This window comes from Brachybacterium sp. NPDC056505 (assembly GCF_042794925.1).
Lineage (GTDB): Bacteria > Actinomycetota > Actinomycetes > Actinomycetales > Dermabacteraceae > Brachybacterium > Brachybacterium kimchii.
Genome location: NZ_JBHTSV010000024.1, coordinates 1 through 24,957 on the forward strand (window position 1 = coordinate 1; position 24,957 = coordinate 24,957).

17 protein-coding genes and 1 pseudogene are annotated in these 24,957 nt (G+C 68.8%); 13 read left to right on the forward strand and 5 right to left on the reverse strand.

What is annotated here, in order from left to right; all coding sequences use genetic code 11:
- Positions 1 to 175: 175 nt before the first annotated feature.
- Both ACFQ53_RS12090 and dnaK read right to left on the reverse strand, forming a co-directional pair.
- A complete protein-coding gene (locus ACFQ53_RS12090; protein ID WP_377859961.1) occupies positions 176 to 853 on the reverse strand; it encodes a nucleotide exchange factor GrpE in 678 nt (225 codons plus the stop codon).
- A complete protein-coding gene (gene dnaK / locus ACFQ53_RS12095) occupies positions 853 to 2,724 on the reverse strand; it encodes a molecular chaperone DnaK (protein ID WP_377859963.1) in 1,872 nt (623 codons plus the stop codon). The genes ACFQ53_RS12090 and dnaK overlap by 1 nt, the downstream gene beginning before the upstream one ends.
- A gap of 300 nt (positions 2,725 to 3,024) precedes the next feature.
- Here dnaK and ACFQ53_RS12100 point away from each other — a divergent pair, with 300 nt between their 5' ends.
- The 9 genes and pseudogenes from ACFQ53_RS12100 (at position 3,025) to nhaA (ending at position 14,225) form a co-directional block, all read left to right on the forward strand.
- Positions 3,025 to 3,762: a TnsA-like heteromeric transposase endonuclease subunit gene (locus ACFQ53_RS12100; protein WP_377859965.1), complete on the forward strand. Its 738-nt coding sequence runs from the start codon at positions 3,025 to 3,027 to the stop codon at positions 3,760 to 3,762.
- Positions 3,763 to 3,824: 62 nt separating this feature from the next.
- Positions 3,825 to 4,121, forward strand: a complete 297-nt coding sequence (locus tag ACFQ53_RS12105; protein ID WP_377859967.1) for a hypothetical protein — start codon at positions 3,825 to 3,827, stop codon at positions 4,119 to 4,121.
- A gap of 46 nt (positions 4,122 to 4,167) precedes the next feature.
- A protein-coding gene (locus ACFQ53_RS12110) for an IS3 family transposase (protein WP_377859969.1) occupies positions 4,168 to 5,333 on the forward strand; the annotation gives its coding sequence in 2 pieces (ribosomal slippage) (positions 4,168 to 4,452 and positions 4,455 to 5,333; 1,164 coding nt in all).
- A gap of 21 nt (positions 5,334 to 5,354) precedes the next feature.
- Entirely contained in the window at positions 5,355 to 7,523 is a 2,169-nt protein-coding gene (locus ACFQ53_RS12115; RefSeq protein ID WP_377859971.1) for a copper-translocating P-type ATPase, read from the forward strand.
- Entirely contained in the window at positions 7,520 to 7,783 is a 264-nt protein-coding gene (locus ACFQ53_RS12120; RefSeq protein ID WP_377859973.1) for a hypothetical protein, read from the forward strand. Before ACFQ53_RS12115 ends, ACFQ53_RS12120 begins: the two co-directional genes overlap by 4 nt.
- Positions 7,784 to 7,856: 73 nt before the next feature.
- Positions 7,857 to 9,050 (forward strand): FAD-dependent oxidoreductase, encoded by a 1,194-nt coding sequence (locus tag ACFQ53_RS12125; protein WP_377860041.1) that lies wholly within the window; start codon positions 7,857 to 7,859, stop codon positions 9,048 to 9,050.
- Positions 9,051 to 9,116: 66 nt separating this feature from the next.
- The gene (locus ACFQ53_RS12130; RefSeq protein WP_377859975.1) at positions 9,117 to 11,255 is read left to right on the forward strand and encodes a heavy metal translocating P-type ATPase; all 2,139 of its coding nucleotides are present in this window, start codon (positions 9,117 to 9,119) and stop codon (positions 11,253 to 11,255) included.
- Positions 11,256 to 11,281: 26 nt separating this feature from the next.
- Positions 11,282 to 11,611, forward strand: a complete 330-nt coding sequence (locus ACFQ53_RS12135; RefSeq protein WP_377859977.1) for a metal-sensitive transcriptional regulator — start codon at positions 11,282 to 11,284, stop codon at positions 11,609 to 11,611.
- An 836-nt stretch (positions 11,612 to 12,447) separates the two neighbouring features.
- Positions 12,448 to 14,225, forward strand: a pseudogene (gene nhaA / locus ACFQ53_RS12140) (Na+/H+ antiporter NhaA).
- Positions 14,226 to 14,342: 117 nt separating this feature from the next.
- Here the strand turns inward: nhaA and ACFQ53_RS12145 are convergent.
- Positions 14,343 to 15,074 (reverse strand): TetR/AcrR family transcriptional regulator, encoded by a 732-nt coding sequence (locus ACFQ53_RS12145; protein ID WP_377859979.1) that lies wholly within the window; start codon positions 15,072 to 15,074, stop codon positions 14,343 to 14,345.
- A gap of 87 nt (positions 15,075 to 15,161) precedes the next feature.
- Here ACFQ53_RS12145 and ACFQ53_RS12150 point away from each other — a divergent pair, with 87 nt between their 5' ends.
- Positions 15,162 to 16,919 (forward strand): oleate hydratase, encoded by a 1,758-nt coding sequence (locus ACFQ53_RS12150; RefSeq protein WP_377859981.1) that lies wholly within the window; start codon positions 15,162 to 15,164, stop codon positions 16,917 to 16,919.
- Positions 16,920 to 17,129: 210 nt separating this feature from the next.
- On the opposite strand, the gene ACFQ53_RS12155 is transcribed toward ACFQ53_RS12150, so the two are convergent.
- The gene (locus tag ACFQ53_RS12155; RefSeq protein ID WP_377859983.1) at positions 17,130 to 17,981 is read right to left on the reverse strand and encodes a LuxR C-terminal-related transcriptional regulator; all 852 of its coding nucleotides are present in this window, start codon (positions 17,979 to 17,981) and stop codon (positions 17,130 to 17,132) included.
- A 101-nt stretch (positions 17,982 to 18,082) separates the two neighbouring features.
- On the opposite strand from ACFQ53_RS12155, the gene hxlB reads away from it, so the two are divergent.
- A complete protein-coding gene (gene hxlB / locus ACFQ53_RS12160) occupies positions 18,083 to 18,646 on the forward strand; it encodes a 6-phospho-3-hexuloisomerase (RefSeq protein ID WP_377859985.1) in 564 nt (187 codons plus the stop codon).
- A 53-nt stretch (positions 18,647 to 18,699) separates the two neighbouring features.
- A complete protein-coding gene (gene hxlA / locus ACFQ53_RS12165; protein ID WP_024290845.1) occupies positions 18,700 to 19,323 on the forward strand; it encodes a 3-hexulose-6-phosphate synthase in 624 nt (207 codons plus the stop codon).
- Positions 19,324 to 20,162: 839 nt separating this feature from the next.
- Here the strand turns inward: hxlA and ACFQ53_RS12170 are convergent.
- Positions 20,163 to 21,356: an alcohol dehydrogenase catalytic domain-containing protein gene (locus tag ACFQ53_RS12170; RefSeq protein ID WP_377859988.1), complete on the reverse strand. Its 1,194-nt coding sequence runs from the start codon at positions 21,354 to 21,356 to the stop codon at positions 20,163 to 20,165.
- A 353-nt stretch (positions 21,357 to 21,709) separates the two neighbouring features.
- On the opposite strand from ACFQ53_RS12170, the gene ACFQ53_RS12175 reads away from it, so the two are divergent.
- Positions 21,710 to 24,265: an excinuclease ABC subunit A gene (locus ACFQ53_RS12175; protein ID WP_377859990.1), complete on the forward strand. Its 2,556-nt coding sequence runs from the start codon at positions 21,710 to 21,712 to the stop codon at positions 24,263 to 24,265.
- Positions 24,266 to 24,957 lie beyond the last annotated feature (692 nt).

A 24,957-nucleotide genomic window follows, 5' to 3' on the forward strand; every position in this document is an offset into this window, starting at 1 on the left:
CTTTGTGGCCGGCTGGGGGGGGGGGGGGCTTTGGGGGGGTGTTGGTGGTCCCGTTTGTGCGGGGGGGGGGGGGTTTTTTCTCCCCCCCCGGGCCCCCCCGCGCCGACGGGGTCGGCGTGCGATCGGGGCGGCTCCCGCCGAAGCGGCGGGAGCGCCTCCGATCATCGCGTGGGAATCACTGCGGGCCCACGGTGCCCACGCGGGCGGGCCGCAGCACGCGGTCGCCCGCCCGGTACCCGGGCTGCATGACGAGCTTGATCCGGGTGGTGTCCGCCTCCGCGGACTCCTCGTGCATGAGGGCCTCGTGAAGGCTCGGATCGAACTCGTCGCCCGCCTCGCCGTAGCGCTCGAGGCCCTGCGCGCGCAGGGTGTCCTCGAGCTTCGCGGCGATCGAGTGGAACGGGGTGCCCTCGGCGATGTCACCGTGCTGGCGACCCAGCTCGATGTCGTCCAGGACGCTGATCAGGCTGGTCAGGACGCGGGCGGAAGCGGCCTGCTTGTCGGCCGCCGCCGTCGCCTCGATCCGACGCCGGGAGTTGACGTACTCGGCCTGGGAGCGCTTGAGCTCCTCGGACAGGTCCGCCACCTGCGACTCGAGCTCCGCGATCCGGGTGCTCTCGCCGGAGGCCTCCCCCGTGGGGCCGCCCTCCTGCTGCGCCTGCTCGTAGAGCGCCGCCGCCTCGGCGTCCAGGGGGTCGCCCCCCTGGTCGTCGGCCGTCGGGCCCGCCGGCCGGACGCTGCCGTCCGCCGGGTCCACCCTGCGCTTGTCGGTGAAGGAGAACCCCGCCTCGGCCGCGTCACCCTCGGGACCCTGCGGGTCCTGGGGATCGGGCGTCTGCTGGTTCTCGGTCATCACTTCTTCTCCTCGTCCTCGTCGTCCACGATCTCGGCGTCGACTACATCGTCGTCATCCGACGACGCACCGGCGTCCGCGTTCGGGGCGCCCTCGGCGCCCTCGGCGCCGTCCTCGCCCTGCTGCGAGTAGATCGCGGTGCCGACGGCCTGGAGCGCCTCGTTGAGGGCGTCCCGCTTGGCCTCGAGGTCGCTCGTGGAGGCGTCCTCGTTCGCGAGCAGGTCCTTGCCCTCCTTGATGGCGTCCTCGGCCTTGGTGCGGTCGGATTCGGAGATCTTGTCCTCGTTGTCCTTCAGCAGCTTCTCGCCCTGGTAGACGAGCTGCTCGAGGGTGTTGCGGGCGTCGGAGTTCTTCCGGCGCTCCTCGTCCTCGGCGGCGTGGGCCTCGGCGTCCTTGACCATCCGGTCGATGTCGTCCTCGGAGAGGGCGGACCCGCCGGTGATCTGGATGGACTGCTCGTTGCCGGTGCCGCGGTCCTTGGCGCTGACGTGCACGATGCCGTTGGAGTCGATGTCGAAGGTGACCTCGATCTGCGGGATGCCGCGCGGGGCCGGCGCGATGCCGGTCAGCTCGAAGGTGCCCAGGAGCTTGTTGTCCCGGGTGAACTGGCGCTCGCCCTGGAAGACCTGGATGGCGACCGACGGCTGGTTGTCCTCGGCGGTGGAGAAGATCTCCGAGGCCTTGGTCGGGATGGCCGCGTTGCGCTCGATGAGCTTGGTCATCCGCCCGCCCTTGGTCTCGATGCCGAGGCTCAGCGGGGTCACGTCCATGAGCAGGACGTCCTTGCGGTCGCCGGTGAGGACGGCTGCCTGCAGGGCGGCGCCCACGGCGACGACCTCATCGGGGTTCACGCCCTTGTTCGGCTCCTTGCCGGTCAGGGACTTCACGAGCTCCGAGACGGCCGGCATACGGGTCGAGCCGCCGACGAGGACCACGTGGTCGATGTCGGAGACGGAGATCCCGGCGTCCTTGATGACCTGGTGGAAGGGGGCCTTCGTGCGCTCGAGGAGATCCTGCGTCATCTCCTCGAAGTGCGAGCGGGTCAGCTTCTCGTCCAGGTGCAGCGGGCCGTTCTCGGTCATCGAGAGGTACTGCAGCGAGATGTTCGTCGACGTCGAGGAGGAGAGCTCCTTCTTCGCCTGCTCCGCGGCCTCCTTGAGGCGCTGCAGGGCGATGCGGTCCTTGCCCAGGTCCACGCCGTCCTTGGACTTCACCTGCTGGATCAGCCAGTCGACGATCTTCTGGTCCCAGTCGTCGCCGCCCAGGCGGTTGTCGCCCGCGGTGGCCTCGACCTGGATGGCCGAGCCGTCCTCGTCCTTGCTCACCTGGAGCAGGGAGACGTCGAAGGTGCCGCCGCCGAGGTCGAAGACGAGGATCTCCTCGTCGTCCTTGCCCTTCTCCAGCCCGTAGGCGAGAGCGGCCGCGGTGGGCTCGTTGATGATGCGCAGGACGTTCAGTCCCGCGATCTGGCCGGCGTCCTTGGTCGCCTGGCGCTCGGAGTCGTTGAAGTACGCGGGGACGGTGACGACGGCGTCCGTGACGGACTCGCCGAGGTATGCCTCCGCATCGCGCTTGAGCTTGCCCAGGATGCGGGCCGAGATCTCCTGCGCGGTGTACTTCTTGCCATCGATGTCCGTGCTCCAGTCGGTGCCCATGTGGCGCTTGACCGAAGAGATGGTGCGGTCCACGTTGGTGACCGCCTGGCGCTTGGCGACCTCGCCCACGAGGACCTCTCCCTGCTTGGAGAAGGCCACGACGGACGGGGTGGTGCGCATGCCCTCCGCGTTCGCGATCACGGTGGGCTGGCCGCCCTCGATGATCGCGACGCAGGAGTTGGTGGTTCCGAGGTCGATTCCGACGACACGGGACATGGGGTCCTGCCTTTCTGCGACGCACGGTCGCAACGGGTTCGTGCACCGCCGGCGGTGCCGACGGGAAGCGCTGAGTCGTACGCACTCAAGTAGAGATCCGCTCCGCAGGGCTGTCAAACCCCGCCTCATCAACCTTGAGTACACCTGACTCAACTACGGCGAAACTCGGTTCATTCCCCTCGGCGAACTCCGTGCCTCGGATCACATGTGTAGGTTCTCGACAAGTTGGCAGTAATCTCATCGATCTGTCAGTGGCGTGTCAGTGGTCTCATCGATCTGTCAGTAGACGACGATAGGGACGTGGGCGCGAGCGGGACTACCCTGCGGTACTGCACTGTCGCCGGCGACGAGGTCGCGACGACGTGGGAGCAAGCGCGTGCCGATCTGATCATCGAAGGACTTCCCGTACGCGTGCCGCCCACCTACCGGGGTCAACGCAGTTACCCGGGCCTGTTCTGGGCCGCGACCAATGATCGGACGCTGGTATACGAGAGCCTGCTCGAACTGGATCGACTATGGCTGGCGGACTTCGACCCCGGCACCGTGGGGATCTGTACGCAACCGTTTCAGATCGCGGGGCGCGACAGTACTGGTGTTCGTGCGCACGTGCCTGACCTGCTGCTCGTCCACTCGGATCGCTCGGTCACCGTGGTCGACATCAAGCCCGCTGCGTTCCTCGAGAAGCCACGGGTTCGTGCTCAGTTCGAGTGGACGCGGGCACTGTGCCGCAGCAAGGGCTGGTCCTACGAGGTCTTCACCGGCGGCAACCCCATCGTGCTCCGCAATTTGAAGCTCCTCGCGGTCGGCCGCCGTCCCGACCGCCTGCCCGACGGGGACCTCGTCGAGGCGCGGGCAAGGTTGGGCGAAGAGGGGATCACGTTGGGCAAGGTACTTGCCCGCAAGCCGTTGACCTGCGATGAATCGGCATGGCGGGTAGCCGTGTTCGCGCTCGTGTGGTCCTCCGAGGTCTCGCTCGACCTCCGCCGCCCTTTGGACAGCGAGACGATTCTCCAGGCGACGTCGGAGGTGAAGGTGTGAGTGCTGAGTGTCTGGATACATCGGTAGGGGCGCGGCTCTGGTACGAGGGAGCCGCCTGGACCGTGGTCGAGCTCGATGGGTCGAATGCTCTGCTTCGCGCTGGAGACCAATTCAAGAAGGTCCACGCACCCTCGCTCGTCGGCACCGCCGAATCACTGGATCTTCCCACCGTTCAGGACGCCCGGGCCGAGTTGGACGCAGTCGTGCTCGCCTCCCTGAGCAACAAGCAACTCGACGGTGTCTACCGGGAGGCGAAGGTGTTCGACGAGCTGATCCTCGCGACCTCCGAGACCCCCGTCAACGACAGGTACGAAGCCGCAGCCGACGCGCTCGGGAGGGACTGCTGCACGGATAGGTGACATCTGATCTGGCTTGCCCGTAGGGCGGCCTGGAAGGATGTGCACCATGCCCGCTCCCTACCCCCGAGAGTTCCGTGAGGACGTCGTGCGCGTGGCCCGGTCCCGTGAGGACGGCGTCACGCTCGCGCAGATCGCGAAGGACTTTGGCGTCCACGAGATGACGCTGCACAAGTGGATCCGCCAAGCCGACATCGACGACGGCAACCGGTCTGGCAGGTCCCGGGAGGATGCTGCCGAGACGAGAGAACTCAAGCGCCGGGTGCGCCTGCTCGAGCAGGAGAACGAGGTCCTGCGCCGCGCTGCCGCCTACCTCTCGCAGGCGAACCTGCCGGGAAAAGGTTCTACCCGCTCGTGAGCGAGCTCGCCGCCGACGGGATCCCCGTCTCGGTGTCCTTGCGGGTCCTCAAGCTCTCCCGCCAGCCCTACTACCGCTGGCGGAATCAGGGGGTGACCACCGCGGAGCTCGCCGAGGCATACCGCGCGAACGCCCTGTTCGACGCGCATCGCGACGGCCCCGAGTTCGGATCGAGGTTTCTCGTTGAGGAGGCTCGCGCCGCTGGCGAGGTGATGTGTGAACGGACCGCGTGGCGGATCTGCCGGGACAACCTGTGGTGGTCAGTGTTCGGGAAGAAGCGCGGGAAGAACGGAAAACGCCCCGGGCCGCCCGTCCACGATGACCTCGTGAAGCGGGACTTCACCGCCGATGATGTCAACGAACTGTGGCTGACTGACATCACCGAGCACAGGACCGACGAGGGCAAGCTCTACCTGTGCGCGATCAAGGACGTGTTCTCCGGCCGGATTGTCGGTTACTCGATCAGCGACAGGATGAAGGCTCGTCTCGCAGTGAACGCCCTGGACAACGCGATATCCAGGCGTCGCGACGCGGCCGGTTGCATCGTGCATTCGGACCGCGGATCTCAGTTCCGGTCACGGAAGTTCGTGCACGCCCTGAACCGCCATCACCTCGTCGGATCGATGGGCCAAGTCGGCGCTGCCGGCGATAACGCTGCGATGGAGTCTTTCTTCGCGCTGCTCCAGAAGAACGTCCTGGACCGCAAGCGGTGGCGGACCCGTGAGGAGCTGCGGATCGCGATCATCACCTGGATCGAGCGGACCTACCACCGACGCCGCCGACAGGCACGCCTGGGCCGATTGACCCCCATCGAATACGAGACCATCATGAACCCCGCCGCGGCCCTCGCGGCCTAACACCACAACTGTCACCTATCCGTGCAGCAGTCCCCCCCCCCGGAGGGCTACGATCCGCAGCTGCTCGTCAGTGAAGTCGAAAAGACCGGCTACACCGCCGCGCTACCCAAGCCCGCCACCCGCAAAGACTCAGCGAACACGCCTGGGGACGATCAGGAGGGCCCCGACCCGGAGCTGACCTCCCTGCGCCACCGGCTGATCGGTGCGGTCGTGCTGACCGTCCCGGTCATCGCGATGGCGATGATCCCCGCCATTCAGTTCCCCTACTGGCAGTGGCTCTCGCTGGCGCTCGCGGCCCCGGTCATCGTGTGGGGCGCCTGGCCGTTCCACAAGGCAGCCTGGACGAACCTCAAGCACGGCGCAGCCACGATGGACACGCTCATCTCGATGGGCACCTCCGCTGCCCTGCTGTGGTCCCTGTACGCACTGTTCTTCGGAACCGCCGGCACCCCAGGCATGACTCACCCCTTCGAGCTGACGATCGCGCCCTCCGACGGGGCAGCGAACATCTACCTCGAGGTCGGTGCGGGCGTCACGATGTTCATCCTGGCCGGCCGCTACTTCGAGAAGCGCTCCAAGCGCCAGGCCGGCGCCGCACTGCGCGCCCTGCTCGAGCTCGGCGCGAAAGAAGTCTCCGTGCTGCGCGGGGGCCAGGAGCAGAAGATCGCCATCGACGATCTCGTAGAGGGTGACGATTTCATCGTCCGCCCCGGCGAGAAGATCGCCACCGACGGCACCGTCGTCTCCGGCACCTCCGCGGTCGACGCCTCCATGCTCACCGGCGAGTCGGTCCCCGTCGAGGTGAGTGAGGGGGACGCCGTCACCGGCGCCACCGTCAACGCCGGCGGACGCCTCGTGGTCCGCGCAACCCGCATCGGCTCCGACACCCAGCTGGCCCAGATGGCCAAGCTCGTCGAAGACGCCCAGACCGGCAAGGCCGAGGTCCAACGCCTGGCCGACCGCATCTCCGGGATCTTCGTACCGATCGTCATCCTGGTCGCCGCGCTGACCCTCGGGGCGTGGCTCGGCGCCGGGTTCCCCGTCACCGCGGCCTTCACCGCCGCCGTCGCCGTTCTCGTCATCGCCTGCCCCTGCGCGCTGGGTCTGGCGACCCCGACCGCGCTGCTGGTGGGCACCGGCCGCGGAGCTCAGATGGGTGTGCTCATCAAGGGACCCGAGGTGCTCGAGTCCACCCGCAAGGTCGACACCGTGGTGCTGGACAAGACCGGCACCGTCACCACCGGCAAGATGACCCTCACCGATGTCGTCACCGATGAAGGCACCGATCGCGCCGAGCTGCTGCGACTGGCCGGCGCCGTCGAGGACTCCTCCGAGCACCCAATCGCCCAAGCGATCGCCAAGGGCGCCACCCAGGAGGTCGGCGAACTCCCGACACTCTCGGACTTCACCAACGTCGAGGGCAAGGGTTTACGCGGCACCGTCGAAGGACGGGCTGTCGTCGTCGGCCGAGAGAGCCTCCTCGCCGAGACGCAGATGGCCCTGAGCCCCGCGGTCGCCGCTGCCAAGGCGGAGGCCGAGGAACAGGGCAAGACCGTCGTCGCCATCGGCTGGGACGGAATCGCCCGGGGAATCCTGGTGGTCGCCGACACGGTCAAGCCGACCAGCGCTGAGGCCGTCGCCGCGATGAAGGCGCTGGGTCTGACCCCGGTCCTGCTGACCGGCGACAACGAGGCCGTGGCCCGCCAGATCGCCACCGAGGTCGGCATCGACGAGGTCATCGCCGAAGTCCTACCGTCCGAGAAGGTCGATGTGGTCTCCCGCCTACAGCGCGAGGGCCGCACCGTTGCAATGGTGGGCGACGGCGTCAATGACGCCCCCGCCCTCGCCCAGGCCGACCTGGGACTGGCGATGGGCACCGGCACCGACGTCGCGATCGAGGCCAGCGACATCACCCTGGTACGCGGCGACCTCCGCAGCGCCGTCGATGCCATCCGCTTGTCCCGCAAGACGCTCTCGACCATCAAAACCAACCTGTTCTGGGCCTTCGCCTACAACACGGCCGCGATCCCCATCGCCGCGCTCGGCATGCTCAACCCCATGCTCGCCGGCGCCGCGATGGCCTTCTCCAGCGTCTTCGTCGTGGGCAACAGCCTGCGCCTGCGCGGCTTCACCTCCATCGCGAAGAACTGCCCCCCCCCGCACGAAACCCCTATGGAAGGAACCCCATGAACGACACCACCGACCAGACCTCCAGCTGCTGCGGCCACACCTCCCACTCCCCCATGGAGTCCGAGGGACGCCCGAACCTCATGGGCCCCGCGGAGGACGACATGGCCACGTGCCCGGTAATGGAGGGCCGAACCGTCGTCAAGAGCGCCGCCGAGGCCGCGGGCCTGTTCCGCGACTACGAAGGCACCCGCTACTGGCTGTGCTGCGCCGGGTGCGGCCCGCTGTTCGACGCCGACCCGCAGAAGTACGCCGCCGCCTGAGGACCACCGCTCAGCGGGAGGGGGCCACTGCCAGGCAGTGCGCCCCCTCCCCCATATAGATCGGAGCTCGGCAATGCCCGACACGACACACGTTCTCGTCATCGGTGCAGGAGCTGCGGGGGCGGCCGCCATCCGGGAACTCGCCCAGCACGAAGAGATCACCACAACCGCGATCATCGATACGGAATCCACCCCGTATAACCGCACTCTGGTCAACAAGGCTGTCGCCACCGGCCTCCTCGAACCCCATCACGCACATCTGCCAGCACTGCCCGCTCCGCCAGTCCGGGATCGCGTCCAGGCGGTGGACCCCCAAGAGCAGACCGTTCACCTGCGCTCTGGAGCACGCGTGGACTATGACGCACTGATCGTCGCTACGGGAAGCGCGCCGCGCCCCCTTCCTCCGAGCATCGCCAGCCCTGCCGCCCTGGACAGCGGACGGGTGACGCATCTGCATTCCCTGGACGATGCGCTCCGTGTGCGCGGCGTCCTTGACCGCACGCCCTCCCCGCGGGTCCTGATCTACGGGGCAGGGTTCATCGGAGCCGAGACCGCGGGAATCCTCCGCGACGCTGGATGCAGGGTCACGCTCGCTGCCTCGTCGCCCATCCCCGGGGCCACCGCCTTCGGCGCCCAGGTCGCAGGACAACTTTCCCAGGCACATCGGGTCGCTGTCGACACGCACTTCGGTCACGCGCTGACGCGCCTTGAGCTCGTCGAGAGCGAGCTGCACGCCGAGTTCACCGACGGTCGTGACCTCGCCGCGGACCTGGCCATCACCGCCCTTGGAACGCACCCGCTCTCCCCCTCCCCGTGGGGCAGAGCGATCGCTGTCGATTCTCGGCTGCGCAGCCGTGACCACGAGAACGTCTACGCCGCAGGAGGCGTCGCGGTCCACGAGACTGACGGCACGACCTGGCGCATCGATCACTGGAGCGACGCCGAGGCACAGGGCGCGCACGCCGCGCGCAGCGTCCTGGCCTCGCTCGGGCGCGCGGACGCCCCCGGGCCCTACCGACCCTGCGCCCTCTACAGCGCACAGATCCACCAGCACCTCTACATCGCTGCTGGACATACAGGCCGATTCGGGACTACACGCGCCTTCTCTACCTCTCCCCTCATCCTCACCCACGAGCGAGCGGGTCGGCTCGTCGGAGTCAGCGGCTTGGACGCCGGCCCCGACGTGATGGCTCTCGTGCCGCGCCTCCACACCTCGATCACGCCGATGCTGACAGCGGAATCCAGCCCCTCGACACATACCCCCTAGGGGTATATGGTCGAGTGTATGAACGCTGGCAACCACCCACACCGTCACGACCACGGAGAACCCGGCATGCAGCACTCTCATCCTTCCCCCACGCCTCATGGAGCCCACACCGGTATTGCTGAGCACGACGCACCCGACGCGCATCACGACCACGGAACTCACGGAGACCACGAGGACCAATCGGGACACGAGGGTCACTCAGGGCACGGGGGCCACGCCGGTCACGGGGACCACGTCGGACAGTTCCGGCGGCTGTTCTGGATCAACCTGATCATCGCGGTCCCAGTCGTCGTGTTCTCACCGATGTTCGCGATGCTGCTCGGGTACAGCATTCCCGATGTCCCCGGCGCGATGGGGATCGCCCCGGTCCTCGGCACAGTCATGTACGTCTGGGGTGGCCGTCCGTTCCTCACCGGTGCCGTCTCCGAGGTCCGTTCCCGTCAGCCCGGGATGATGCTCCTGATCGGGCTCGCGATCACGGTCGCGTTCATCGCCTCCTGGGGTGCGACCCTCGGGATCCTCGACCACCAGCTCGAGTTCTGGTGGGAGCTCGCCCTGCTGATCGTGATCATGCTGCTGGGGCACTGGGTCGAGATGCGTTCCCTCGCCCAGACCACCTCCGCGCTCGACTCCCTGGCCGCCCTGCTCCCGGACATGGCAGAACGCATCGAAGGCGACGAGCTCGTGAGCGTCTCGCCCACCGAGCTGCAGCGAGGCGACCTCGTCCTCGTCCGCCCCGGGGCGAGCGTCCCGGCCGACGGCACGATCCGCGACGGCCGCGCCGACGTGGACGAGTCCATGGTCACCGGCGAGTCCCGCCCGGTGACGCGCTCCACCGGAGACTCCGTAGTGGCGGGCACCGTCGCCACCGACTCCAGCCTCCGCATCGAAGTCACCGCCACGGGCGACGACACCGCCCTCGCCGGTATCCAGCGCCTGGTCACCGAGGCGCAGAACTCCTCCTCACGGGCACAGCGCATCGCAGATACCGCTGCGGCGTGGCTGTTCTGGTTCGCGCTCGGCGCCGCCGTGATCACCGCGATCACCTGGTCACTGCTCGGCATGCCCGATGATGCCGTCGTTCGCACAGTGACCGTACTGGTCATCGCCTGCCCCCACGCTCTAGGGCTCGCGATCCCGCTGGTCGTCTCGATCGCCACCGAGCGGGCCGCCCGCGGCGGTGTCCTGGTGAAGGACCGTCTGGCCCTGGAAGCAATGCGCACCGTCGACGCCGTCCTGTTCGACAAGACCGGCACCCTCACCAAGGGCGAGCCCGCCCTCGCCGAGATCATCACCCGCGGTGCGGACAAGACCGAGGTGCTGACCCTGGCAGCTGCCGCCGAAGCGGAGAGCGAGCACCCGCTCGCCCGCGCCATCATCGCCAAGGCACAGGCCGAGGGAGCACAGATTCCTGTGGGCTCCGACGTCAGCTCCACCCCCGCGCTGGGCGTGAGTGCCCGGGTGGATGGGCACGAGATCCGCGTCGGCGGTCCTCGCCTGCTCGAGGAGACCGGTGCGAGCGAGGTCGAAGAAGCCGAGGCCTGGCGCCAGGAGGGCGCGATCATCCTCCACGTCCTCCGTGACGGCGAGGTGATCGGCGGCCTCAAACTCACCGACGAGGTGCGCCCCGAGTCTCGCGAGGCCATTAATGCTCTGCACAGCTTGGGCGTCGAGGTCGTCATGATCACCGGAGACGCCGAGGCGGTCGCGAACAGCGTCGGCCGCGAGCTCGGAATCGACCGTGTCTTCGCTGGGGTGCGCCCCGAGGACAAGTCCTCGAAAGTCGCCCAGCTCCAGAAGGAGGGCAAGAAGGTCGCGATGGTCGGCGACGGCGTCAACGACGCCCCCGCCCTCGCCCAGGCAGATGTCGGCATCGCCATCGGCGCCGGCACCGACGTCGCGATCGCCTCCGCCGGGGTCGTGCTCGCCAGCTCCGATCCCCGCTCGGTACTCTCGGTCATCAAGCTCTCCCGAGCCGCCTACCGGAAGATGAAGCAGAACCTCTGGTGGGCCGCCGGCTACAACCTGATCTCCGTGCCACTCGCGGCCGGAATCCTCGCCCCCATCGGATTCGTCCTTCCGATGTCCGTCGGAGCGATCCTCATGTCCCTGTCCACCATCGTCGTCGCCCTGAACGCCCAGCTCCTGCGACGCCTCGACCTCCGACCGGAAGCGACCGTCGCCGCCGTCCGGGCTCGCCACTGACCCTCCCTCACCGAATGGAATCACTCATGAACACTGCACCTGAACCCACCGAGGAACAGGCCTGCCACAGCGGACCGCACGGCTACATCCAGGACAAGCCCCGCTACCTCAACCGCCTGAAGCGGATCGAAGGTCAAGCCCGCGGGATCTCTCGAATGGTCGATGAGGATGTCTACTGCATCGACATCCTCACCCAGATCTCCGCTCTGAATAGCGCGCTCGAGAACGTGGCGCTGGGCCTGCTCGACGATCATCTCCGTCACTGCGTCCTCGATGCCGCCCGCGAAGGCGGAGACGAGGCCGAGAAAAAGCTGAAGGAGGCTTCGGACGCAGTACGGCGCCTCGTCAAGTCTTGAACCATTCCGCCACCACCGACAACGCAATCGATCAACGGCACAGCTTTGGATTCGGCCAGGTTGCCTTCGGGCACCACTCACCGACTTGAGGAACCCGACAACTTCATGAGAATTCGAGCAGGTAACCTCCTTGTCGCGCCGCAGTTCACGGCGTCGCACCCCTGACAGGTCGCGCGAGAACCTACAACATCCGCAGGTTCTCGACAAGGTGGCAGTGATCTCACCGATCTGTCACTGGCATGACTGGATCGCGGATCCTGTCTTGGACCAGGGCATCGATGACGGTGCGGGCTGCGATACGGGCCCGACGCCTCCAGGCCCGGCAGCTCCGCGCAGCCCTCGCCTCTCATCACGTCGCCGAACGCCAGGATCGCTGGTTGCGCGGGTCGAGCTCGCCGCGAAGAGAACTGAGGCCGGGCGGAGCGTCTCCTGGTCCTCGCACAGCTGCTCGTTCTCAGCCTTCGATCGCTTGACTTCGGGAGGCCCTGCGCTGGTGACACCCGGACTGGTCCCGTGGTCGACATCGTCCAGCGCCGGACAGCGCCGCACGGGCCCCCACGGGACGCCGTCCTGCCGAGCGGTCGCGACCGCTGCGGCGAGGTGGGAGAGGAACTCCCGCGGGAGCTCTTGCACGAGCCGCACGCACCTCGCGCACAGCTGGGGATCGATCTCCCACGGCCGCCCGTCCACCCCTCGGACCCGAACAGCAGCGGCATCGGACCCGGTCCGACCCAGTGGCGCCGGCCAGCACGTTCAGGCAGAATCGCGCCGTGCCCCACTCAACCTCGCCCTCTCGCGGAATAGCCGGAAGACTCCGCACGGAGTCGGGCTCGGCCGTGCTGCTCATCGTCGTCACGGCCTTCGCTCTCCTCTGGGCGAACTCGCCGCTGTCCTCTTCCTATGTCGAGCTGTGGCAACAGAGCGTCGGGATCGACGTCGGCCCGTTCGGCCTGCACCTGGATCTGCACCACTGGATCAACGACGGACTGATGGTCGTGTTCTTCTTCGTCGTGGGTCTCGAGGTGCGCCAGGAGTTCGCACACGGGGCTCTGCGGGACAGCAGTCGCGCCCGTCTGGCGGCGATCGCGGGCGTCGCGGGTGTGGCGTTGCCCGCGCTGGTGTACGTCCTGGTCGTCGGCGCGTCCGGTGGCGAGGGGCTTCGCGGGTGGGGGCGGTCGTCGGAACGGACACGGCGTTCATGCTCGGCGCTCTCGCGATCGTCGGCCCCCGGCTTTCCGGGCAGCTGCGCGTCTTCCTCCTGACCCTCACGGTGGTCGACGACTTCCTTGCGGTGTCGATCATCGGGGTGTTCTACAGCGACGAGATCCGACCCGTCCCGCTGCTGGTCGCTCTCGGCTGCCTCGTCGCCCTGTGGCTGGTGGGCCGTTCCCGGCAGTGGAGTGCCGCTCCGTACGTGGGGATCGTCATCGTGCTGTGGCTGGCGACTCTGTCCTCCGGCATCCACGCCTCGCTGACGGGCATGATCGCCGGCCTTCTGATCCCCGCCTACCCGACGCAACGGCAGGAGGTGGTCGCCGCCCGGCAGCTGTTCCGCGACTTCTGGCAATCCCCGAGCGCTTCCTCGGCGCGTGCCGTCGGTCGGGGGCTGTCCAAGGGCGTGTCGATCAACGAGCGGTTGTACGAGTACCTCCGTCTCCCCACGGCGTTGCTGGTCGTGCCGATCTTCGCTCTGGCCAATGCCGGGGTCGACCTGGGCGGCGGGGTGGTGGCCGACTCGCTGGGCTCGCCTGTGACGTGGGGCGTCATCGCAGGGCTCGTGCTCGGCAAGCTCCTCGGAATCGGGATCGCGACGCTCCTCGCCGTTCGGATGGGCGCGGGCCGACTGCCGGAGGGGGTCGGAATGGGCAGCGTGTTCGGCGGGGCAGCACTTTCGGGCATCGGTTTCACCGTGTCGCTGCTGGTCATCAGCCTCGCTTTCGACTCCCCCTCGGATCTGGGGCGCCAGGCGACGCTGGGCGTGCTCGTGGCGATGGTGCTCGCCACTGTTCTGGGCTGGTCGATCTTCAAGGTCGCGGCCCGTCGGTGGGGAGAGGAGACGGCGGATCTCCCGATGACGCTCGACTCTCCGGTGGACCCCGAGGTGGATCACATCCGCGGACCGGAGGACGCCCGGCTCACCCTCGTGGAGTTCGTGGACTTCGAGTGCGAGTACTGCGCGCACGCCACTGGCTCATGGGAAGACCTGCACGGGCGCTTCGGTGATGATCTGCGCTACGTCGTGCGGCATCTGCCTCACCATCCTCACGGCCCCCTCGCCGCACGGGCCGCCGAGGCGGCCGCGAAGCAGCAGATGTTCTGGCCGTGGCTCGACTTCGTGTTCACCCGGCAGGACGCGCTGGAGAGGGAGGATCTCATCGGCTACGCGGCTGAGCTGGGCCTCGATGTCGAGGCGTTCGTCGAGGATCTCGACAGCGACGAGGTTGCCGCGCGGGTGCAGCGGGACATCGCGAGCGCGGAGGCGAGCGGCGCCAAGATGACCCCGACGTTCTTCGTCGACGGCTGCCGGATGGTGGGCAGCTATGACGCGCGCTCGCTGACCGAGATGCTGGAATCCAGCCGCCGCGGGGGCCGCACCCAGGCGGCGAAGGCCTGAGGCCGATCCGCGAACCCGGAACCCGGTGGGACGCGGGCGCCCTGCACAGCACGCCGAGGGCGCGCTCGTCACCGTATCGGTCCTCGTGAAAGCGGTGTCGACGGGACGGCTCCCCTGTCACCGTGAGGCGCTCGCCCCTGCCACCACGAGGTCGATGAGCTGACGCAGAGCCGCCTCGACGTTCTCGCTCTCGTTGCGCCCCTGTCGGGAGCGGTTGAGCTCGGCCAGCACCCCGGTGACGATGAGCCGGGCGCCGGTCGCCTCGACCTCACCGGAGGCCCCGCCGGCAGCTCCGGCCGCGCCGTCCCGCGCCACGGCGACCGCACCCGAGGCGTCGCCCCGGCTGTCCCGCAGGCGCGCGGCGATCTGCTCCTCGAGGCGATCGACATGGTCGAGGACCTGCCGTCGGTGCGGCATCTCTGCACCGAAGAGGATCTCGCGGGCGACCCATGTCGTGGGCTCGGGCCAGCGGCGCATCGCGGCGACGAGCGGCGAGACGAGCGCCGCGATCTGGTCCGCGGTCTCCCCTGCCGGCGGCGCCGCGGCGGCTCCGTCGGGCACGGCGGACGTGGCGCGCGCAGGGGTGGTCATCGCTTGCTCGTGGGCTCCCCAGAGCGCATCGACGACCATCATCAGCAGGTCGGTCTTCGTCGCCGCGTACTGGAAGACGGTCCCCTCAGCCACGTCGGCCGCGCGCGCGACCTCGCTCATCGAGGTCCGCTGGAATCCTCGCTCCTCGAAGAGGGCGCACGCGGCGGCGAGGATGCGGGCGCGCTTGTCCGCCTTCGCCTGCTCGCGCCTGCCCGGCGCCGCCGCTTGCCCCTGCCGCATGGAATCCTGAGTCCTCACCGCGCGATTGTAGTCGACTCATTATTGAGTACACTCAATTACGAGGCCGGACGACCGCCGTCCGGCACGCGTCGGGAAGGACGGACCATGCAGCACACGGCAGGCAACTACGAGGCATTCGCGCGCCCCCGCCCCGCACGGCACGCCCAGGAGACGAAGGCCTACATCGTCGGCAGCGGGCTGGCCGGGCTCGCGGCGGCCGTCTTCCTCATCCGCGACGCCGGGGTCCCCGGCGCCAACGTCACGATCCTCGAGAAGGGCGAGACCGCCGGCGGTGCCCTCGACGGCCTCGACGTCCCGGAGAAGGGCTTCGTCATCCGCGGCGGCCGGGAGCTGGAGAACCACATGGAGTGCCTGTGGGACATGATGCGCTCCATCCCCTCCCTCGAGCTCGAGGACGCCTCCGTGCTCGACGAGTTCTACTGGCTCAACAAGGACGACCCCAACTACTCGCTGCGTCGCGCCACCGTGCGCCAGGGCGAGGACGCCGGCCACGAGGGCCGCTTCGACCTGCCGAAGCGAGCGCAGAAGGACCTGCTCAAGATCTTCCTCGCCGAGCGCTCCGAGATGGAAGGCAAGCGCATCGACGAGGTCATGGGCCGCGAGTTCCTCGACTCGCCGTTCTGGATGTACTGGCGGACGATGTTCGCCTTCGAGGAATGGCACTCCGCGCTCGAGTTCAAGCTCTACCTCCACCGCTTCATCCACCACATCGGCGGACTGCCCGACTTCACGGCGCTGAAGTTCACGAAGTACAACCAGTACGAGTCCTTCGTCCTGCCGCTCATGCACTACCTCACCGAGCACGGCGTCGTCTTCCGCTCCGGCACCGAGGTACTCGATGTGGACTTCACCCACCGCGGCGGCGAGATCCGCGCCACCGCGATCCGCTGCCGCCGCGACGGCGCCGAGGAGACCATCGAGCTCGGCGAGCACGACCTCGCGCTCATGACGATCGGCTCGCTCGTGGACAACTCCGATGACGGCGACCACCACACGCCCGCAACCCTCAACGAGGGCCCGGCCCCGGCCTGGGACCTGTGGAAGCGCATCGCGAAGAAGGACACGGCGTTCGGGCGCCCGGAGGTCTTCTGCTCCTCGATCGAGGAGACGAAGTGGGAATCGGCCACCGTCACGACGCTTGATGAGCGCATCCCCGCCTACATCGAGCGCATCGCCCAGCGCGATCCGTTCAGCGGCCGCGTGGTCACCGGCGGCATCGTCACCGCCGAGGACTCCTCTTGGCTGCTGAGCTGGACGGTCAATCGCCAGCCGCACTTCAAGAAGCAGCCGAAGGATCAGATCGTCGTCTGGGTCTACGGCCTGTTCGTCGACGTCGACGGCGACTACGTGAAGAAGCCCCTGGCGCAGTGCAGCGGCGAGGAGATCACCCAGGAGTGGCTCTACCACCTGGGCGTGCCCGTGGAGGAGATCCCTGAGCTCGCGGCGACAGGCGCCCGGTGCGTGCCGGTCATGATGCCCTACGTGACGAGCTTCTTCATGCCCCGCCGCGCGGGTGACCGGCCGCAGGTCGTGCCGGAGGGGGCGGCGAACTTCGCGTTCCTCGGGCAGTTCGCGGAGACCGGCCGCGACACGATCTTCACGACCGAGTACTCGGTGCGCACCGGCATGGAGGCCGTCTACCAACTCCTCGACGTGGAGCGCGGCGTGCCGGAGACCTGGGGCTCCACGTACGATGTGCGCGACCTCCTCGAGGCCTCGGCGCGCATGCGCGACGGCAAGAAGGTGGAGATCCCCGGCCCGGCCGCGCTGCGCGGCTACCTGCGCGGCAGGCTCGAGCACGGGGAGATCGGCCAGCTCCTCGAGGAGCACGGTCTGATGTGAGCCTCGTGCCCGCCCACCCGGGGGTGCGCCTCGGCTCGGACCCGAGGCGCACCCAGGGGCTGGTGGGCGGGATGACGGTGCCGCGAGCTCGAAGCCCGAGAACGTGTCGCGGGGGCTGCCGCGCGCAGCGCCGGCCGACCGGCGATGGTGGGATCTGCCGCGCCGGATGCCAGATCGGGGCCCCGCAGCCGCCGTCCGGACCGGGGCCCGCTATCGAGTCTGGGACCTCGGATGGTGCGCATCAGGGGAGTGAGTGATGCTTGCGAGCTCGGCGCGCGTGCGGGCACCGTATTTCCGCAGCAGGTTGGCCACGTGGTACTTCACCGTGTTGGCCGTGATCCCGAGCTGATCGCCGATGCGCTGGTTCGAGATCCCGGTCGCGACCAGGCGCAGCACCTGCTTCTCGCGGTCGGTGAGCTCCTCGGCGCCCTCCACGGTGAGCGCTGCGCTGGGTGGGTCCAGCGGGATCTCGATCCGCAGCGTCGTCCCCCAGCCCGGGGTCGTCTCCACGTCCATGGTTCCGTCGAGCGCCGCCACCCGCTCCACGATCGGACGCAAGGAGTCGTCGTGCGCCGTCACCGCGATTCCCCCGTCGTCACGGACCTCCATCAGCAGGTTGCGGCCATCGCAGTCCCAGCCGACCCGGGCGCGTGCAGCGTCCGCGCGGTCCATGAGCGAGAGCACTGCTGTGCGGGAGATGGCGCGGGCTTCCCGAGCGACCGGGCCCGGCAGCGCCCGCCCTCGCGCAGGAGGCTCGGCGAACTGGACGTGCAGCGGCCCGGAGCGGATCAGGGGACGCAGTTCGGTGCGCAGGCGCGAGAACGCGTCGGCCACCGGCTCGAGCACGCTCTCCTGCTGCTCATGGACCGAACGAGCACGGATGAGCGCCGAGGAGGCGATCTCCGTGGCCTCCCTGCGCGCGGCCGCATCCGCGAGTCGGCCGAAGCGGAGCACGGCGAGGATCGATTCGAGGGTGATCGCATGCTGATCGGCCTGCTCGGTCATGGCACGGTCCCGTGACAGGGAGCGGGCACGTTCCAGCGGGGTCGGGAGGTCGCTCACTCCCCTAGTCTAGCTCGATCCGGGAGGCCCACCCGATCGGAGAGGGCGCCCCGCTCATCGGGCAGCAGTGGAGCGCCGCGGGCCGGTCCATGCTGGTCGACATGGAAGAACGAGGTATGCAGGATTCGCTGACGCGAATCATCAACGAGATCGAGGGGGCAGCTGCCCTTCCCGACGCGCCCGCGCTCGCGGCCGCCGTCGAGCTGACAGCGGACGCCCGGCGAGTCTTCGTCCATGGCGCTGGACGGTCCGGGCTCGCGCTGCGGATGACGGCCATGCGCCTCATGCACCTCGGGCTGCAGGTCCACGTCGTCGGTGAGACGACGACCCCGGCGATCGGAGAGGGCGACCTGCTCCTGACCGCCAGCGGTTCCGGCACGACCTCGGGGGTGGTGAGCGCGGCCGAGACGGCGCGATCCGTCGGTGCCCGCGTCATCGGGATCACGACCGACCCCGAGTCACCGCTTGCTCAGCTGTCCCACGCCGTCCTGGTCATCCGGGCGGCGACGAAGACGGACCGGTCCGAGCAGCAGTCGGCCCAGTACGCCGGCAGCCTCTTCGAGCAGCTCCTCGTCCTCGTCGGCGACGCTCTCTTCGACGTCCTGTGGCAGAAGAGCGGAGTGAGCGCGGATGCGCTCTGGCCCCGTCATGCCAACCTCGAATGACCTTTCTTCCCCGTTCCACCATCGACACCACCACGAGAAAGAGACACCCTGACATGCGACTGCAGTTCGCCATGGACACCCTGACCACCGAGTCCGCCCTCGACCTCGCCGCGAAGGCCGCCCCCTACGTCGACATCCTCGAGCTGGGCACCCCTCTGATCAAGAGCGAGGGCCTCGCGGCGATCACGGCGGTCAAGGCCGCCCACCCCGACAAGACCGTCTTCGCCGATCTCAAGACCATGGATGCCGGCGAGCTGGAAGCTGACATCGCCTTCTCCGCCGGAGCCGATCTGGTCACCGTGCTCGGCGTCGCCGGTGACAGCACGATCGCCGGAGCGGTCGCCGCGGCGACCAAGCACGGCAAGGGCGTCGTCGTCGATCTGATCGGCGTGTCCGACAAGGCCGCACGGGCCCGAGAGGTCGTCGCCCTCGGCGCCGTCTTCGTGGAGATGCACGCCGGCCTCGACGAGCAGGCGGAGGACGGCTACAGCCTCGACGCCCTGCTCTCCGCCGGCAAGGCCGCCGAGGTCCCGTTCTCCGTCGCCGGCGGCGTCAGCGCGGACTCTGTCGAGGCCGTCCAGCAGGCGGGAGCCGACGTGGCCGTCGCGGGCAGCGCCATCTACAGCGCATCGGACGTCGCCGCCGCGGCCGCCGCCATCCGCTCCGCCATCCGGTGACCACCGCCCACCGCATCCCGTGGTGAGGGGGCAGGTGACGGCACGCCCGGACCCTGTCCCCTCCCACCGGATGCGGTGGACTGATGCCGCAGACGATCACGGCGTGGCGCAGAGCGCCACATGACCCTCAGCCCCGGAGACGTGCCGGGCGGTGATCGGGTCCCGACGCCACGCTCGCCCACCAGCACCCGTCCACTCCCCCGCGAGGCACCGGGCAGAACGAGAGACGAGCGTGCTGCACGACGAGGTGCCGGGCCGCGACGGGGTGCAGGACGGTCTGTCTCCCCGATGGGGGTCGACCGACCCAGGCGTGCCCGGCATCGGCGCTGGTCGGAGGTCCGCTCGATCCCGGCGATGACTGCTGTCCTGACGCGCCTACGCCGGACTCCCCGCAACGGCTCCATCGGCAGCAGCGGACTCCGGCTCATCGACCGCCGTCGGGGCCTCGGAGCACACGATCTGACCGAGCGTCCGGCGCGGGCGGCGGCGATGCTCTCGCAGAGGCGCTCGATCCGCGTCATGATGATCGTGACGTGCCGGGCGGCGCCGCGGCGCGTCCCGACGGCCCGGGCGCCGGTGATCGTCCCCCCTCGCCCCGCGAGGCGATCCGGATCGGGAGGTGAGGGGCGTCAGGACCGTTGCAGGGACCTGCCCCGTCTCCCCCGATCACGCCCCTGCGCACTCGTCCCCGCCGCTGAGCTCGGGCATGCCGGCCCCGCCGGCGCCAGGCCCGCCCCGGACATCGTCCAGGACGGGATCGGCGACGGATCCGTGCACAGAACCGGCCCGCGACCGCCGCTGGAGCGACGATCGCGGGCCGGGTGCATGACGGCCCGGGATCAGGCGGGGATCATGCCGTGGGGATCGATGATGAACTTCTCCGAGACACCGGTATCGAACTTCGCGTAGGCGTCGGGGGCCTCGTCAAGGCTGATGACCTTGGTGTTGAGCATGTCGCTGAGGTAGGGCATGCGGTCCCACAGGATCGACATCATCAGCTCACGGTTGTAGTGCATGATCGGGGCCTGGCCGCCGGAGATCCGAGGCGACTTGATCCACGCCTTGCCGAAGTCGAGCGGGTAGGTGCCCTCCTGCTCGGCCTTGGACGAGGCCAGCGGGTCGGGGCCGTAGACGCCGACGATGCCGGTGGCACCGCCTGCGCGGGTGGCGTCCATGACCTGGTTGATGGCGTGTGCGGGGCTCATGTCATCGGCTTCGCGGCCGATCCCGTGGGCTTCGTTGCCGACGTAGTCGACGGCGCAGTCCACCATGGGTTCGCCGAGGATGGCCTCGATCTGGTCGGTCAGCGGCACGTCCTGGTTGAGGTCGATGGTCTCGCAGCCGTTGTTCTTCATCAGGTCCAGCCGGTCCTGGTGGTAGTCACCGACGATGATGCAGGAAGCGCCCAGGAGCCGGGCTGCTGCGGCGCCGCAGCGACCGACGGGACCGGCGCCGGCGATGTAGACGGTCGAGCCGGGCTTCGCCCCGGCCTCCATGAGGCCGTGGAACGCGGTGGGCAGGATGTCCGAGAGAAGGGCGAGGTCACGGATCTTCTCCATGGCCTGGTCCTTGTCCGGGAAGCGGAGCAGCTGGAAGTCGGCGTAGGGGACGAACAGGTACTCCGCCTGCCCACCCTGGAAGTTGCCCAGGTTGAACCCGTAGGCGCCGCAGGCCACGTCGGGGTTCACGGTCTCGCACACCTCGGTATGGCGGGCACGACAGTTGCGGCATCGGCCGCAGGCGACGTTGAAGGGGACCGAGACCAGGTCGCCCTCGGAGAGGAACTCGACGTCGGCGCCGATCTCGACGACCTCGCCGGTCATCTCGTGCCCCATCACCATGCCCTGGGGGACGGGGAAGGAACCGCGGTAGATGTGCAGGTCGGAGCCGCAGATGTTGGTGGCGACGATCTTGAGGATGACGCCGTGCGGGGCGCTCTTGCCGTTCGGCATCTCGAGCTTCGGGAAGTCGAGGGTCTCGACGCGCATGTCCTTGACGTTCTGGAACACGACGGCGCGGTTGCTGCTTGCCATGACGATCTCCTCCAGTTGTGGATGGCCCGGTCGCGGAAGTGCCACGGTCATATGGATGCCCGTCGCCCGCGACCTCGGCTCTCTTCGAGCATAGGACAGACGGAGCCCCGTGCTCCATCCTGGCGCCTGCCGCCGCTGCGGCGACAGGCGCCACGGGCAGGTGGGCCGTGGAGGACGGGCCCATGCTCCGACCAATCGGTGGAACACGTTGCTAGTGTCGCCGGCATGGTCGAAGCACGCAGGTCCGCACCGTCGGACTCCACACCCGTTCAGCCCGACGTGCAGGTTCTCGGCGCGCGCGAGCACAACCTCCAGGACATCGACCTGACGGTCCCCCCCGCGACGCTCTGGTGGTGTTCACCGGCGTCTCCGGCTCGGGGAAGTCCTCCCTGGCCTTCGGAACCCTGTTCGCGGAGTCCCAGCGCCGTTACCTCGAGTCCGTCGCTCCCTACGCTCGTCGCCTGATCGACCAGGCCGGCGTCCCGGACGTCGATTCCATCACGGGCATGCCGCCGGCCGTCGCTCTTCAGCAGCAGCGTGGAGGCCGCAGCGCGCGGTCCTCGGTGGGCAGCATCACCACGCTCTCCTCGCTGGTGCGCATGCTCTACTCCCGGGCCGGCCACTACCCCGAAGATCAGCCGATGCTCTACGCCGAGGACTTCTCCGCCAACACGGTGCAGGGCGCATGCCCGGAGTGCCACGGCATCGGCCGGGTGTACGAGGTCACCGAGGACACGATGGTGCCGGACCCTTCACTGACGATCCGCGAACGGGCCATCGCCTCCTGGCCGACGGCCTGGCACGGTCATCAGCTGCGCGATGTGCTCGTCGCCCTCGGCTACGACGTCGATGTGCCCTGGAAGGATCTGCCGAAGGAGGATCGGGACTGGATCCTCTACACGGACGAGACGCCGTATGTCCCGGTCCACTCGCGGCTCACACTCTCCGAGGCCCGGGCCGCGACCGCGGCAGGCGTCGAACCGAGCTACTCGGGCACCTTCGTCGGCGCGCGCCGGTACGTGCTCGACACGTTCGCGAACACCAAGAGCGACTCGATGAAGCGACGCGTGGCGGAGTTCCTCTCGGTCGCTCCCTGCCCCGCCTGCCATGGCAAGCGGCTGAAGCCGGAGGCTCTGTCCGTGACGTTCGAGGGTCTCGACGTCGCAGATCTCTCCGAGCTGCCGCTCGCGGAGCTCTCCACGCTGATCGACCAGGCGGTCGAACGAGCTGCCGGCGCTCTCGACGGGGCCGAGTCGGCGGGCCGCACAGGTGGCCAGGCTGACCGACGCGACGCCGGGCAGCGGATCGACGACGCCGGAGGATCCGCCCCCGCGGCCGTCGAGGACGCGCGCATGTCGCCTGACCGCTCGGTCGAGAAGCTGGCCGCGACAGCGCGATTGGGCGCAGAACTCGTCAACAGACTGCGGCCGATCATCGATCTGGGTCTGGGGTACCTCTCCCTGGGCCGCACCACCCCCACCCTCTCCGGCGGGGAGCTGCAGCGACTGCGACTCGCGACCCAGCTGACCTCTGAGCTGTTCGGTGTGGTCTATGTGCTCGATGAGCCGTCCGCGGGACTTCATCCGCAGGACGTCGCCGCTCTGCTCGGCATCCTCGACGGGCTCAAGCGCCGGGGCAACAGCCTGTTCGTGGTGGAGCATTCGGTGGATGTGATGCGGCACGCCGACTGGCTGGTCGACATCGGGCCCGGCGCGGGTGAGCGCGGCGGCCGCGTCGTCTACAGCGGGCCCTACGAAGGGCTGGCAGAGGTGGAGGAGTCCGTCACCCGCGGCTATGTCTTCGGGGGCAGCGGACTGCCCCGCCGGACGCCCCGCGAGCCACAGGGATGGCTGAGGCTCGAGCACGTCACGCGCAACAACCTGCGCGACGTGACGATCTCCTTCCCGCTCGGGGTGTTCACCGCCGTCACCGGAGTGTCGGGATCAGGCAAGTCCAGCCTGGTCAGCCAGGCACTGCCCGCGCTGCTCGGCGAACGGCAGGGACGAGCAGACCAGGCGGAGGACGCCGCCCCCGCCGAAGGGGACGATCTCCTGCTGTCGGACGAGCCCGACGAGCTCGAGGGAGAGATCCGCGGCGACGTCGCCGGGGTGCGCCGCGTCGTGAGCATCGACCAGAAGCCCATCGGTCGCACCCCACGCTCGAACGTCGCCACCTATACGGGCCTGTTCGACCACGTGAGGAGAAGGTTCGCGGAGACCCCCGAGGCCCGCGCTCGCGGGTACAAGGCGGGCAGATTCTCCTTCAACGTCACCGGCGGTCGCTGCCCTACCTGCAAGGGCGAAGGATCCGTCATGGTGGAGCTACTCTTCCTCCCCTCGGTCTACACCAAGTGCCCCGACTGCCACGGCACCCGCTACCAGTCCAGCACGCTGGAGATCGCCTGGCGCGGCCGCAACATCGCGGAGATCCTCGCCATGAGCGTCGAGGAGGCCCACGACTTCTTCCACGGCGAGTTCGACATCATGCGCTCGCTCACGGCACTGGTCGACGTCGGCCTCGGATATCTCCGTCTCGGACAGCCGGCCACCGAGTTGTCCGGAGGTGAGGCACAGCGGGTGAAGCTCGCCACCGAGCTCCAACGATCCCAGCGCGGGGACACCCTCTACGTCCTGGACGAGCCGACCTCCGGGCTGCACAGCGCCGACTCCGACCGACTCGTGACGCATCTCCAGACCCTCGTGGACGCAGGCAACACCGTCGTCGCGGTCGAGCTCGACATGCGCATCGTCGCCGTGGCCGACCACGTCATCGACCTCGGACCCGGCGCGGGAGACGACGGCGGCACGGTGGTCGCCTCGGGCACGCCCGCGCAGGTCGCCTCGTCCGGAGCCGGTGCGTCGGCACCGTACCTCGAAGCCGCGCTCCAGGAGGCCACCTCCCGGATGTGAGAGTCGGAAGGCTGCGACGAGGGCGAAGACCTCGCGCAGAGAGCGCACCGGACGAGCAGGCTGCCTCGCCAGATCGGGAGCCCGGGTGCATGCCTTCCCAGCGCGGTCAGCAGACGCTCCGCGACTGCCCGACCGCAGACGGACCGGGCAGCGGCCTGCGGGCTCGCGGCGGCGAGACTCGAGATCGGACTCGGCGGCGGCGGGCCGAGACGTTGTGAGCTCCCGCCGACGACCAGGACTGCCTGCGGGCCCGCGAGGCCTGGGTCGAGATGGAGAACGACGACGTCGAGCTCGCCGACAGGAGGTCGCCATAGCCGTCGACGACTCCACGGCCGATCCCGTGCGTCGTGCCCGACCGGAGATCCGGGGACGGGCCCGAATCGCCGGATGCGATCGGCGCGGTCCCCCGGCGGCATCGGAGTCGTCGACGTCTCCGTGCTCCGGCGTCCCGGCGTCCCGGCGTCCAGGCGTCCAGGCGTCCAGAACGAGATGGCCACGTGCGGCCCGTCCCTGACCGACGAGGTCTAGACTCGAATGCGGGCCCGGCGCTCACATCCGGCCAGGCCCCGGTGAAGAACGACAACCGTCGATGGCGGAAGGTCATCGTCGACCACAGGGCCGAAGCTTCTTCACCGTCTCCCAGGATCCGGCCCGAGAATCGGCAGCCAACACCTGCCGGCACTCCGATGAGC

Excerpts from the sequence above, each read along its gene's own strand:
- ACFQ53_RS12090 (WP_377859961.1), bottom strand. The coding sequence starts at position 853 with ATGACCGAGAACCAGCAGACGCCCGATCCCCAGGACCCGCAGGGTCCC.
- dnaK (WP_377859963.1), bottom strand. The coding sequence starts at position 2,724 with ATGTCCCGTGTCGTCGGAATCGACCTCGGAACCACCAACTCCTGCGTC.
- ACFQ53_RS12120 (WP_377859973.1), top strand. The coding sequence starts at position 7,520 with ATGAACGACACCACCGACCAGACCTCCAGCTGCTGCGGCCACACCTCC.
- ACFQ53_RS12125 (WP_377860041.1), top strand. The coding sequence starts at position 7,857 with ATGCCCGACACGACACACGTTCTCGTCATCGGTGCAGGAGCTGCGGGG.
- ACFQ53_RS12130 (WP_377859975.1), top strand. The coding sequence starts at position 9,117 with ATGCAGCACTCTCATCCTTCCCCCACGCCTCATGGAGCCCACACCGGT.
- ACFQ53_RS12135 (WP_377859977.1), top strand. The coding sequence starts at position 11,282 with ATGAACACTGCACCTGAACCCACCGAGGAACAGGCCTGCCACAGCGGA.
- ACFQ53_RS12150 (WP_377859981.1), top strand. The coding sequence starts at position 15,162 with ATGCAGCACACGGCAGGCAACTACGAGGCATTCGCGCGCCCCCGCCCC.
- hxlB (WP_377859985.1), top strand. The coding sequence starts at position 18,083 with ATGGAAGAACGAGGTATGCAGGATTCGCTGACGCGAATCATCAACGAG.
- hxlA (WP_024290845.1), top strand. The coding sequence starts at position 18,700 with ATGCGACTGCAGTTCGCCATGGACACCCTGACCACCGAGTCCGCCCTC.
- ACFQ53_RS12170 (WP_377859988.1), bottom strand. The coding sequence starts at position 21,356 with ATGGCAAGCAGCAACCGCGCCGTCGTGTTCCAGAACGTCAAGGACATG.